This window comes from Rufibacter hautae, assembly GCF_008271695.1.
GTDB classification, from domain to species: Bacteria; Bacteroidota; Bacteroidia; order Cytophagales; family Hymenobacteraceae; genus Nibribacter; species Nibribacter hautae.
On the sequence record NZ_VKKY01000002.1, the window covers coordinates 1,202,347 to 1,214,342 of the forward strand.

Below are 11,996 nucleotides of genomic sequence, written 5' to 3' on the forward strand. Positions count from 1 at the left end.
TAACTAGTAATTTGAGCTTGCCGGCTTCTCGGCAGTGCATCCACAAGTTTCATGAACAAAGCGGCGTTTTTAAATATTGTCCGGCAGGTTGCCCCTATCCAGGACCAGGAAGTTGATGACCTGGAGCGCTTGGTGGTGTCTTTCCCGTACTGCCAGACCGCCCATGTTCTGCTGGCCAAGGCGGCCCATGACCGGGGCAGCATGCTCTCAACCCAGAAACTGAGAAGAGCCGCCGCTCATGTTTCTAACCGGCAGTTACTGAAGCAATTGGTATACGCCACCCCTTCGGTAGAGGAAACTCCTACCTATGTAGAAGAGGAACTGGAGACTTCTAACCATTCTGTTTCTGGTCAGATTTTAGAAAATGAGCCACAAAACGAGGTGTTGGCTTATGAGGAAGAACCTGAAGTACTTGCTGCTGAGCCTGAAACCGATGCCGTAGAAACTCCTCTCCTTCTAAATGAGGAGTTGGAGGAGTCAATTGTTGACCTTGCGCCAGTTGCAGAGGAGACCTTTGATGCGCTTGCAGTAGAGGAACCAGCGTTAGACTTCACTGAAGCTGAGCAAGAATCAGTTTATGTTCCTGTACCGGATGAGGCAAATGAACCTAGGCCTGAGCAACCAGAAATTGAGCTAGAGGCACCTGTTATTAAAGAGGAATCAGCGCTCGTAGAAGAAATCACTTCAGAAGACAATGTGTCTGAACCTGAGGCTTCGTTGGTTGAAGAACCAGAAATGGCCTTCGAGTCAGAAGCCATAGCAACTTCTGCAGAGGTGGAAGAAGACATTGAGGTGGACGTAGACGTGGATGTTTCTCTCTCTGAGGAAGAAGACAATTTGGATGAGTTGCTGGAGCTGATTCAGATCAGTAGCCTTGCCTCTTTCAGTGCGCCCATACCCAGCGTAGACCTTTCGCATGAAGAAATTGTCTCAGAGCTAACCTCGACCGGAGACACTTCCTATACTGAAGAAGAGACTGCCTTACTGGCCGCTACCTTGCCTCCGCATGGCGTGGCCCTCACCGGCAAAGAAGAGGATAAAGGCTTAAGCGCTTACCTGGAGATTGCCGAACTGGACTCCTTGTATGATACCTCGGGCTATGAGTTTCCTACCTTGAAACTGCCGGAGGTAATCCAGAACCCTGCCGCCCAGGAGAACCAGGATCCTTACTTGTCCATCTTCACCCAGAACAACTTGGCCTACTGGATGGGCTCCAGCCGTCTGGGAGAGAGTATCCAACTCAAGGATGACCTCACCTCGGTAACGCCCTTCTACTTCCAGCCCGAATTGATTCTGGAGCATGTGAAGGAAAAGAACGCGCCGGCACCGGCACCTGAGGTGAGCCCTACCGCCAAGTTGGACATGCAGCTGGACATCATCAACCAGTTCCTGAAGGCTACGCCCAAGCGGAAAACCCTGGCCAACGCGCAACTCAGCCAGGAGCCGCAGGAAGATTTGTCTGCCAAGAGCTCCAAGATCAAGAAGAACCTGGTGTCTGAAAACCTTGCCCTCATCCTCATTAAACAGGGAAAAGGCAAGAAAGCCATCAAAATTTATGAACAACTTATAGTGAAGTTTCCCGAAAAAAAGAGTTACTTTGCTGAACAAATTGAAAAATTAAGAAACGAATAGTCCAATTATGTACCTTGCTCTGATCAGCGTTATTATTTTCCTGTGCGTGCTGTTGGTTTTGGTGGTATTGTCCCAGAACTCCAAAGGCGGCGGATTATCCAGCCAGTTTGGCGGCGGCGGCACCAGCCAATTAATGGGTGTGAAACGCACCGGTGACCTTCTTGAGAAGCTTACCTGGGGTTTCGCGATCGGGATCATTGTATTGACTTTGGCTTCTCATACTATTGTCAAGGATGGCGCGGGTGCAGATAACCGCACAATCAACGAGCAACGTGCTGGGCAGGCGGCCCCTGCTCCTGCCGCTCCGGCTATCCCGCAGCAAAACGCTACTCCGGGTACAGCCACCCCTGCTCCGGCAGCTGCCCCAACAGGAGACTCGGCAAATCAATAACAAAGCCGATACTGACAACCCTTTATTTGGAGTCCGTACCTTCACTGGTTCGGACTCTTTTTTTTACCTCCGTTTGAAGGCGCTTTTACCAAAAACAGGCTTAAAACATTTTTTCGCCTACCGGCATTCTGACAAAATTGAGGTTTCTGCCAACGCACGTGTCAGGGTAAGTGAAAGCCTGACAGCCTTCCGCCTGCCACAATACGGCAAGTTTGGCAGATATGCGCAATTGGCACAAGAATCGCTAATAGGCTAACCGTCCCGGACAGGCTTGCTGCCGGGCGTAATCGTTAACTTAATCTAATCTTATAACAAACCTATGGCCTTAGATCTAAAACCATTGGCAGACAGAGTAATTGTGTTACCTGCTGCGGCTGAAGAAAAAACCAAGTCTGGTATCATCATCCCGGATACTGCCAAAGAAAAACCACAACGCGGCGAAGTAGTAGCCGTAGGAGAAGGCAAAATCTCCGATCAAGGTGTTTTAGTAAAGTCACAGTTAAAAGTTGGCGACCAGGTATTATACGGCAAATACGCCGGCACCGAAATCTCCCTGGATGGCGCAGATTACCTGATCATGCGTGAATCTGACATCCTGGCGGTTCTTTAATCATTCAATCTAATCATCAACCATAATCTATCATAAGAAGCTATGGCATCTAAAAACATCACTTTCGACGTAGACGCGCGCAATAAGATTAAAAAAGGCGTGGACACTCTGGCGAACGCCGTGAAAGTAACTTTAGGCCCTAAAGGCCGCAACGTAATTATCGATAAGAAATTCGGTGCTCCTAGCATCACCAAAGACGGTGTTACGGTTGCCAAAGAAATTGAACTGAAAGACGCCGTGGAGAACATGGGTGCTCAGTTGGTGAAAGAAGTAGCTTCCAAAACCGCTGATATGGCCGGTGACGGAACTACCACTGCTACTGTATTAGCCCAGGCTATCTACACAGCCGGTTCTAAAAACGTAGCGGCAGGTGCCAACCCAATGGACCTGAAGCGCGGTATTGACAAAGCCGTTCACAAAGTGGTTGAGAACCTGAAAGCTCAGTCCAAGAAAATCGAGAACTCTTCTGAAATCGCTCAGGTAGGTACTATCTCTGCCAACAATGACAGCGAAATCGGGCAGATGATCGCCGATGCCATGGACAAAGTGGGTAAAGACGGCGTAATCACCGTAGAAGAGGCAAAAGGTACTGAGACCGAAGTGAAGACTGTAGAAGGTATGCAGTTTGACCGCGGTTACCTGTCTCCTTACTTCGTGACCAACCCAGAGAAAATGGAAGCCGAGTTTGAGAACGCGTACATTTTGATCTATGACAAGAAAGTTTCTACCATGAAAGAATTGCTTCCGGTATTGGAGCAAGTGGTACAAACTGGAAAAGCGTTGGTAATCATCTCTGAAGATGTAGACGGCGAAGCTTTGGCTACCCTGGTAGTAAACAAACTGCGTGGATCTTTGAAAATCGCGGCGGTCAAAGCCCCAGGTTTTGGTGACCGCAGAAAAGCTATGTTGGAAGACATCGCTATCCTGACAGGTGGTACCGTGATCTCTGAAGAGCGTGGTTACAAACTGGACAACGCTACCCTGGACTACTTAGGTCAGGCGGAGCGCATCATCATTGACAAAGACAACACTACTATCGTGAACGGTCGTGGTGAGAAAGACGGCATCACCGCCCGTGTGAACGAGATCAAGTCTCAGATTGAGAAAACCACTTCTGACTACGACAGAGAAAAACTGCAAGAGCGTTTGGCTAAACTGTCTGGCGGTGTGGCTATTCTTTACATTGGTGCCTCTACTGAGGTGGAAATGAAAGAGAAGAAAGACCGTGTGGACGATGCCTTGCACGCGACAAGAGCTGCCGTGGAAGAAGGTATCGTCGCTGGTGGTGGTGTGGCCCTCATCCGTGCTATTGAAGCCCTGAGCGAAGTGGATACCCGCAACGAAGATGAGAAAACAGGTGTGCAGATTATCCGCACAGCTTTGGAGTCTCCTTTGAGAACGATTGTAGCTAACGCCGGTGGTGAAGGTTCTGTGATTGTAAACGAAGTACGTGCCGGTAAAGCTGATTTCGGTTACAATGCCCGTGACGACAAGTTTGAGAATATGTTCGCGGCTGGTATCATTGACCCAACCAAAGTTACCCGTCTGGCCCTGGAGAACGCTGCTTCTGTAGCCTCTCTGTTGCTGACTACTGAGTGTGTGATTGCTGACGAGCCTGAAGAAGGTGGTGCTGCAGCCGGTGGCGGAATGCCAGGTGGTATGGGCGGCATGGGTGGCATGATGTAATCTGTCCCTCAGCGTACGCTGAACATATAAGAAAGGCCCCGGTTGTTGAACCGGGGCCTTTTCTTTTTACTATCCATTTAGGTCTGATTTTCTAAAAACAAGCCTAAAAGAAAAGACTATTTCACGACTTTGATCTTGATCTTGATTTCATGTGGCGCCGTCTCATCTCCCCCGAAATACGGGTACAGCTGGTAGCCTTTTCCTTCTCCGGTGCAAGCCCGGTCATGCTCTACCGTCTTTTCTCCCACCTTGTAGATGTACTTGGTATCGGTGAGGGTAAGTTCGCAGGTATAAGTTTTCTTCAGGTCAATGGCCGTGATGAAGGTGGAGGTGTTCTTGCTTCCTTTGTAAGAGTAAGCGTGCAGCTCCAGTTTGTTTTTGTACCAGCGCCAGCCAAAGCGCGCACTGTTATCATGGTGGAACGTACCGCAGTCTGACATACCGAATAGTTTGTTTATGTCGGCCTGGTTGTTGGGGTCTTTGGTGCTGTAAATGGCGGTAGAGTCAAAAGCCACCTCAAACCTCATAGTATTGGCGGTGATCAGTTTCAGAGGATTGGTTGTTTCATGTCCGCCCATGTTGATTACGTAGGTGGTACCTTCTTCTACCTCGGGGTTTTGGGGTTTTATAGCATCTTCCACTACTTCACAGGACAAAAGCAGGAAGGGCATTGCCAGCAGCAATGGTACTTTGTTAACAATGGATTTCATGGGTTTAGATAGGTTGTCGCAATTTATGCAAGCGCAACCGCATCTAAAGGCTTATGGTTCGGTTTTCTTTGAACTTAGCTAAGATTCAGGTTTAAGTGAAATGTAAGGAAAGATAGGTTACATGTTTTCCGGCTCGTAGCACATATTGTACAGATCTTCCATGGTGCCGTTGAAAACGTTCAGGTCCAGGTTGCCCTTCACACCTTTTAGCTTGCCCCTCTCCGTATGCTGCCAGAAGACCCACTTGTGGTCGGCCACCTGGTGGCTCTTGTCTGGGTTGTAATGCGCAATCCAGAGAGGGTAATCGTCAAAATGGCCCGCCAGGTGCTTTTCATAAAAAGCGTAATTGGTGTAGATGATAGGCTTGAGATCATACTTCTCCTCTACTACATCCAACCAGAGCTGCACCCCGGCCCGTATCTCCTCGTCTGACTGGTGGTTCGTGACCTCCACATCCAGTACCGGTGGTAAGTCGCCGGCTTCCAGCTTTACTTTTTTCAAAAAGCTTCTGGCCTGCTCCTCGGCATCGCGGGCGGGCAGAAAGAAATGGTAAGCCCCCCTGAGCACATCGTGCTTCTTGGCCTGTCGCCAGTGCCTGGCGAAGTACCGGTCCTGGTGGGTGATTCCTTCGGTGGCCTTGATGAAGGCAAATTTGATCTTCTGGGACTTAACCGCTTTCCAGTCTATCTGCTGCTGGTGATGTGAAATATCCAAGCCTGTCACCTCGTACCCCGCCGGGCTGAAGGTTGACATGGTATTGGTCTGAGTGGCCTCCTCCACCTTGTGGCGCAGGAACGCCAACCGGCCCCCTTCCTTGAAGTATTCAATGCCCAGGCACAGCACCAGAAAGGCCCCTACTCCCAAAGACAGCGGCTTCCACCAGGTACCGGAGGGCGTCTGCTTTTTGCGGGTGTTTGCTTTAGCGGTTCGTTTACGTGGGGCCACAGGCTCTTTCTTCATTTCCCAACTACTAGATCAAGGCACAAGATGTGCTGCTTTCTACTCTCTACAAATTTACCAATTTCTTCTCACCAATATGGCCTCACATAAAAAAGCCTTTGCCGCTTTTGGCGGCAAAGGCTTTCAGATCACAGTGGGTTACTGTTATTGGATACCGTGCATTTTCTTTTTCAGGGTTCCGTTCAGGCCCAGCATAACAAGCCCGGCCAGCATTGGAAGAATGGTGAAAATGAGGAAAAACACGGTGATGGAATAGTTCTCAATGATTGGGTCAATGAAGGAACCGGTCAAACCTGCCAGGTAGTTGGCCACGAAGTTGGCGATAAACCAGATCCCGAACATCAAACCTACCAGTTTGGGAGGTGACAGCTTACTCACGTAAGACAAGCCTACCGGAGAGATGCAGAGTTCACCCATAGTATGGAAAAAATAGGCCAGAATCAGCCAGATCATACTCACTGATGCGGTCTTGGCACCCTGCGGAATAGAAAGGCCACCATAGGCTAGAATCCCGAAACCTAGGCCTAACAGGAACAAGCCAATCGCAAACTTCACCGGACCGGACGGGTTGAAACGGCTTTCCCAGATTTTAGAGAAGATAGGTGCGCAGGAAATGATAAAGAACGAGTTCAGAATCTGGAACCAGGAAGCAGGCACCTCTGTGGCATCTGAGCTGAATTCACGTTGCAGCATCCAGATGATGATACCCCAGATAATCACAAAGCTTAGGCCCAGGAACAGGTTGGAAAAAGGAATGCTCTTATAGGTTTGTTTGAAGAGGTTACCCAGCACTAAGGTTAAGATCAACATAGGCACCACCACCAAAGTGGCGTTGGCCCACTTGAAGATAGTACCACTACTGCCTACCAACACCCGATTGGTGTAATCTGCGGCAAAAATGGTCATAGAACCACCCGCCTGCTCAAACGCCATCCAGAAGAAAATCACAAAGAATGCCAGAACCGAGATCACAATGATTCTGTCTCTTACTACATGTGCCGGCTCTTCAACCGTTTTCACCTCGGTTTCGGCTCCAGTGTTTATCTGGTTTTTAGTGGCCAAGCCAATGTTCCCGAAGAGTTTTTTAGAGAAGGCAAACTGCAGCATGCCAAACAGCATGAAGATACCCGCCAGGCCAAAGCCCCAGCTCCAGCCTACTTTCTCCCCAATGTACCCGCAAAGCAGAATTCCAAGGAAAGCCCCTGAGTTGATGCCCATATAGAAGATAGTGTAGGCAGCATCTTTTTTAGCCGGGTTCTTGGCGTACAGCTGACCCACCATGGAAGAGATATTTGGTTTAAACAACCCGTTCCCCAGAATGATAAGCCCCAGACCTATATAAAAGAACATCTCAGACTCCATGGCCATACTGGCGTGGCCCAAGGTCATGAGCAAAGCCCCAAAGATGATAGATTTGCGGTAACCCAGGAAACGGTCTGCTATGTAACCACCCGCAATTGGGGTAAGGTACACCAGACCGGTATAGATACCATAAAGTTGCAAGGCCTCATCACGCTGCCAGGCCCAGCCCCCATTGGTGAGGGAAGACGTTAAGAAGAGCACGAAAAGCGCCCGCATCCCATAATAACTAAAGCGCTCCCACATCTCGGTGAAGAAGAGCACAAACAACCCGGGAGGATGCCCGCTCTCTAGTTCCACCGGATGCTCTCCGTAGGGAATGTTATGCTTACTGACTTGGTCATTAAGCGGATGAACTCTCTGAGACATAAATAAAGGATTAAAGTATTGTTTGTTTAAGAAGAGGGTTTTACCACAAAAGGTAAATATACCATAATCGCGCCAGAAGGGCAAACCTCCCCCGGGGCCAACCCCCATTTCAATTAATTTTGCAAAAAGGATAACATACGTTAGTTTTTTTATAATTTTGAAAATCAAAATTCTTATCAACTCTTCCGTTTTGAAAATTTAAAAATTAAACCTTCCTTTATGAAAGAAATTGGCAAAAAGTCAGGCACCATGGAATTATCAGGCGTAGGGATTGTGCAAGCGAAAGAGGTCCTTTGGAACCTATCCCCCGCAGAGTTAGTGGAAGAAGCTCTGAAGAACGGGGAAGGCTGCCTCACGGACAATGGGGCGCTGATGTGCGACACCGGCACCTTTACCGGCCGGTCCCCCAAAGACCGCTTTGTGGTAAGGGATGCAGAGACGGAGAATTCTGTATGGTGGGGCGATGTGAACATTGCCTTTGACCCAGCCAAGTTCGATGCCCTGCACCAGAAGATGCTGGCCCACCTGGAAGGCCGCCGTTTGTACGTGCGCGATGCCTATGCGGGCGCTCACCCAGAATACCGGCTCAACCTCAGGATCATCAACACCATGGCCTGGCACAACCTTTTCTGCCACAACATGTTCCTCAGGTTAACAGAAGAAGAACTTGAGCACCATACCCCCGAGTTCACTATCATCAACGCCCCGGATTTCATGGCTGATCCGGCTGTGGACGGTACCCGCCAGAGCAATTTCGCCATCATCAACTTCAGCCGCAAGATGATCCTGCTGGGCGGCACGGGCTACGCCGGTGAGATGAAGAAAGGTATTTTCTCGGTGCTCAATTACCTGCTGCCGCATACCCGCAACACCTTGTCTATGCACTGCTCAGCCAACGTAGGCCAAGACGGCGACACGGCCATCTTCTTCGGGCTGTCCGGCACGGGCAAGACCACCCTTTCTGCCGATCCTAACCGCGGCTTGATTGGGGACGATGAGCACGGCTGGACCGAGGACAGCGTCTTCAACTTTGAGGGCGGATGCTACGCCAAAGTCATTGACCTCACCCGCGAGAAAGAGCCGCAGATCTGGGACGCCATCCGTTTTGGGGCCATTGTGGAAAATACACGCTTTAAACCCGGCACCCGCACCGTAGACTATACAAACAATTCCGTTACCGAGAACACCCGCACCGCCTATCCTATTCACCACATTGACAACGCGGTAGAACCCTCTAGAGCTGATATTCCCAAGAACATCTTCTTCCTCACCGCCGATGCCTTCGGGGTGCTGCCTCCAATCTCGCGTTTGAACAAGTGCCAGGCCATGTACCACTTCATCTCGGGCTATACCGCCAAGGTAGCCGGCACTGAGGTGGGCGTAACAGAGCCGCAGACCACGTTCTCGGCTTGTTTCGGAGCCGCGTTCCTGCCATTGCACCCCACTACCTATGCCGAGATGCTGGGTAAGAAGATGACCGACCACAACGTGAACGTATGGCTGGTGAACACCGGCTGGACCGGCGGGGTGTACGGCGTGGGTTCTAGAATGAAACTGAGTTACACCCGGGCCATGATCACCGCCGCCCTTAATGGCGATCTGCAGTATGTGTCTTTCAAGAAGCATCCGGTGTTTGGCGTGGAGATGCCCACCACCTGCCCTAACGTACCCGCAGACATCTTGGATCCGCGCAATACCTGGTCTGATAAAGACGCCTACGACCATAAAGCCAACGACCTGGCCAAAGCATTTGTCAAGAACTTCAACAAATACGCAGACTACGCCAACCAGGAAATCCTGGCGGGCGCCCCTGAGATTGCCGTTGAAGCCTAAGATCTTAATTATTTCCTTCACCTTATTAAAGCCTTCCATCCTATGGAAGGCTTTTTTTATTTACCGCGTCACCCTGAAAGTTTTTGCCGTATTTTTGAGAAATCGGCTCTTAAACTTTACCCTAATGCACCTCTTCTTCACCCCAGACCTGCAACCCACAAACACGTCTTACACCTTGTCTGGGGAGGAGTCCAAGCATTGCGCGCGGGTGTTGAGATTGGGCCAGGGCGATGCGGTGACACTGGTAGACGGCCGGGGCGGATTATTTGAAGCGGAGATTGCAGAGGCTAACCCTAAGAAGACCAAATTAAGCATTTTACAAGTTCACTCAGAGTACCAGAAGCGGGGCTATAGCATCCATGTGGCGGTGGCGCCCACCAAGAACATGGACCGCATGGAGTGGTTCGTGGAAAAGGCCGTGGAGATGGGCATTGACGAGATCACCTTCCTGCAATGCGCCCGTTCTGAACGCAAAAACCTTAATCTAGAGAGGCTGGAGAAAATTGCCATCAGCGCCATGAAGCAATCGGTGAAAGCGTATCTGCCTACCCTGCACCCGTTGACCCGCTACGCGGATTTCCTGCAGCAGCCCATTGCTGGACAACCGTTCATCGCGCACCTGGTGGAAGGCCAGGAACGACACTCGTTGGCTAAAAGCGTTTCCGGACAGGATACGTACACCATTTTAATAGGCCCGGAAGGGGACTTCAGTCCGGAGGAAGTGGCGCAGGCATTGGAGGCCGGTTATAAACCCGTTACATTGGGCCAAAGTCGGTTACGGACCGAAACCGCGGCCTTGGCCGCCTGCCATACCATTCACGTGCTTCTAGACGTTTAATGTTTTAAGCTTCTTTTCTGAAATACCATGCAAAAACGGCTTCTTCTCTGGTGTTTGCTTTTCCTACTGGCTGCCGGCACATCCTGGGCCCAACGCCCTAGTTTCCGGATTGCCCGCCTCAAGTACGGCGGCGGCGGCGACTGGTACGCCAACAAAACCTCCTTGCCCAACCTGATCTCTTTCTGCAACCGAGAGCTGAAGGCCAACATCGCGCCGCAGGAAGAGACCGTGGAGCCCGGCAGCCCCGAGTTGCTGGACTATCCTTTCGTGCATATGACGGGCCACGGCAACGTGATCTTTACGGAGGCCGAGGTCCAGAACCTGAGGAAGTATCTCACCGGCGGCGGCTTCCTGCACATAGATGACAACTACGGCTTGGACAAGTTCGCGCGCCGCGAAATGAAGAAAGTCTTCCCCGAACTTGATTTTATTGAGTTGCCCTTCAACCACCCTGTTTATCACCAGAAATTCGATTTTCCCAGAGGTCTGCCCAAAATCCATGAGCACGACAACAAACCGCCGCAGGGTTTCGGGATTATCTACCAGGGCAGATTGGTGTGTTACTATTCTTATGAGTGTGATTTAGGAAACGGTTGGGAAGACCAGTCGGTGCACAATGACCCGGCCGAAAAGCACCAGGCTGCCCTGCGCATGGGCGCTAACCTGATCTCGTACGCCTTGACTAATTTTTAGCGTAAACGACTATCAACTAGTTATTTATTAGCTAACAGGTTTTTACAAACTTTAAGTGCGTTTCGCATAATTCAACCGTTTTTAAAATCATAAATAGAAAAGGGCCAGTTGCAAAAAGCAGCTGGCCCTTTTCTATTATAGGTCTTGGCTTGTTCAGGTTAGCCTTGCACGCCTTGTGTTAAGCCTTGTTTCACCCAGGAGGCAACCATTACCGTACGTCTGGCTTGGTGCTCTACAGCGCCGCGGGCGTCTGGAGAGATGCTTCCGTCCTGCCCTACCGTAACACTGGTGCCATAAGGGTTACCGCCCGCCGGGAAAAGCGACTGATCGGTGTAGCCGGGTGCGGCGATGATGGCTCCCCAGTGGTACATGGTCGTGTACAGGGCCAGCGTAGTAGCCTCTTGCCCGCCGTGCGGGTTCTGGGCGGAGGTCATGGCGCTCACCACTTTGTTAGCCAGTTTGCCATGGAACCACAAGCCGCCGGTACTGTCCAGAAATTCTTTCAGCTGCGCCGGCACGTTTCCGTAACGCGTGGGCATACTGAAGATGATGGCATCGGCCCATTCTAGATCATCCAGTGATACCACCGGTACATCTCTAACGGCCTCAGTATGCGCTTTCCAGGCTGGGTTCTTTTCAATGGCCTCGGGCGGAGCCAATTCCTGAATCCGGAGAACCTTCGCCTCGGCGCCGGCGGCTTTGGCACTTTCCGCGGCCCACTGAGCCAGTTGGAAATTTGTACCGGTAGCGCTATAATAGATGACCGCTAATTTTACATTTGCCATAATTATATATAAATGGTTAGAAAATGTGAATGCACTTCCTGAGTCCTGGCTTCTCGCCAGCACATGTCGTTTTCTATACGGGGTTATGTACCTACAGTTATTTTGAATCAGGTTTAAACTGGTCATACTC

Annotated in this window: 11 protein-coding genes; 7 read left to right on the top strand and 4 right to left on the bottom strand. The window is 50.5% G+C overall.

The genetic code is table 11. The features are described from left to right. Positions 1-51 precede the first annotated feature (51 nt). From FOA19_RS13815 to groL, 4 genes are all read left to right on the top strand, one after another. Complete coding sequence (locus tag FOA19_RS13815; RefSeq protein WP_149091382.1) at positions 52-1,632, top strand: hypothetical protein; 1,581 nt, start codon at positions 52-54, stop codon at positions 1,630-1,632. Positions 1,633-1,639: 7 nt separating this feature from the next. After that, positions 1,640-2,023: a preprotein translocase subunit SecG gene (secG, locus tag FOA19_RS13820; RefSeq protein ID WP_149091383.1), complete on the top strand. Its 384-nt coding sequence runs from the start codon at positions 1,640-1,642 to the stop codon at positions 2,021-2,023. Between the two features lie 319 nt (positions 2,024-2,342). Further along, positions 2,343-2,633: a co-chaperone GroES gene (gene groES / locus FOA19_RS13825; RefSeq protein ID WP_062546033.1), complete on the top strand. Its 291-nt coding sequence runs from the start codon at positions 2,343-2,345 to the stop codon at positions 2,631-2,633. A 42-nt stretch (positions 2,634-2,675) separates the two neighbouring features. Beyond that, a complete protein-coding gene (groL, locus tag FOA19_RS13830) occupies positions 2,676-4,319 on the top strand; it encodes a chaperonin GroEL (RefSeq protein ID WP_149091384.1) in 1,644 nt (547 codons plus the stop codon). A 116-nt stretch (positions 4,320-4,435) separates the two neighbouring features. Here the strand turns inward: groL and FOA19_RS13835 are convergent, their stop codons facing one another. The 3 genes from FOA19_RS13835 to FOA19_RS13845 form a co-directional block, all read right to left on the bottom strand. Next, complete coding sequence (locus FOA19_RS13835; RefSeq protein WP_149091385.1) at positions 4,436-5,029, bottom strand: hypothetical protein; 594 nt, start codon at positions 5,027-5,029, stop codon at positions 4,436-4,438. Positions 5,030-5,146: 117 nt separating this feature from the next. Further along, positions 5,147-5,989: a glycoside hydrolase family 25 protein gene (locus FOA19_RS13840; RefSeq protein WP_149091386.1), complete on the bottom strand. Its 843-nt coding sequence runs from the start codon at positions 5,987-5,989 to the stop codon at positions 5,147-5,149. A gap of 144 nt (positions 5,990-6,133) precedes the next feature. Beyond that, entirely contained in the window at positions 6,134-7,717 is a 1,584-nt protein-coding gene (locus FOA19_RS13845) for a peptide MFS transporter (RefSeq protein ID WP_149091387.1), read from the bottom strand. A gap of 219 nt (positions 7,718-7,936) precedes the next feature. On the opposite strand from FOA19_RS13845, the gene pckA reads away from it, so the two are divergent. The 3 genes from pckA (at position 7,937) to FOA19_RS13860 (ending at position 11,081) form a co-directional block, all read left to right on the top strand. Continuing rightward, a complete protein-coding gene (pckA, locus tag FOA19_RS13850; RefSeq protein ID WP_149091388.1) occupies positions 7,937-9,550 on the top strand; it encodes a phosphoenolpyruvate carboxykinase (ATP) in 1,614 nt (537 codons plus the stop codon). Between the two features lie 124 nt (positions 9,551-9,674). Beyond that, a complete protein-coding gene (locus tag FOA19_RS13855) occupies positions 9,675-10,388 on the top strand; it encodes a 16S rRNA (uracil(1498)-N(3))-methyltransferase (RefSeq protein WP_149091389.1) in 714 nt (237 codons plus the stop codon). Positions 10,389-10,415: 27 nt separating this feature from the next. Further along, entirely contained in the window at positions 10,416-11,081 is a 666-nt protein-coding gene (locus tag FOA19_RS13860) for a DUF4159 domain-containing protein (protein ID WP_149091390.1), read from the top strand. 158 nt (positions 11,082-11,239) lie between these two features. Here FOA19_RS13860 and wrbA read toward each other — a convergent pair whose 3' ends face one another. After that, positions 11,240-11,866, bottom strand: coding sequence for an NAD(P)H:quinone oxidoreductase type IV (gene wrbA, locus FOA19_RS13865; protein ID WP_149091391.1), 627 nt, complete (start codon positions 11,864-11,866; stop codon positions 11,240-11,242). Positions 11,867-11,996 lie beyond the last annotated feature (130 nt).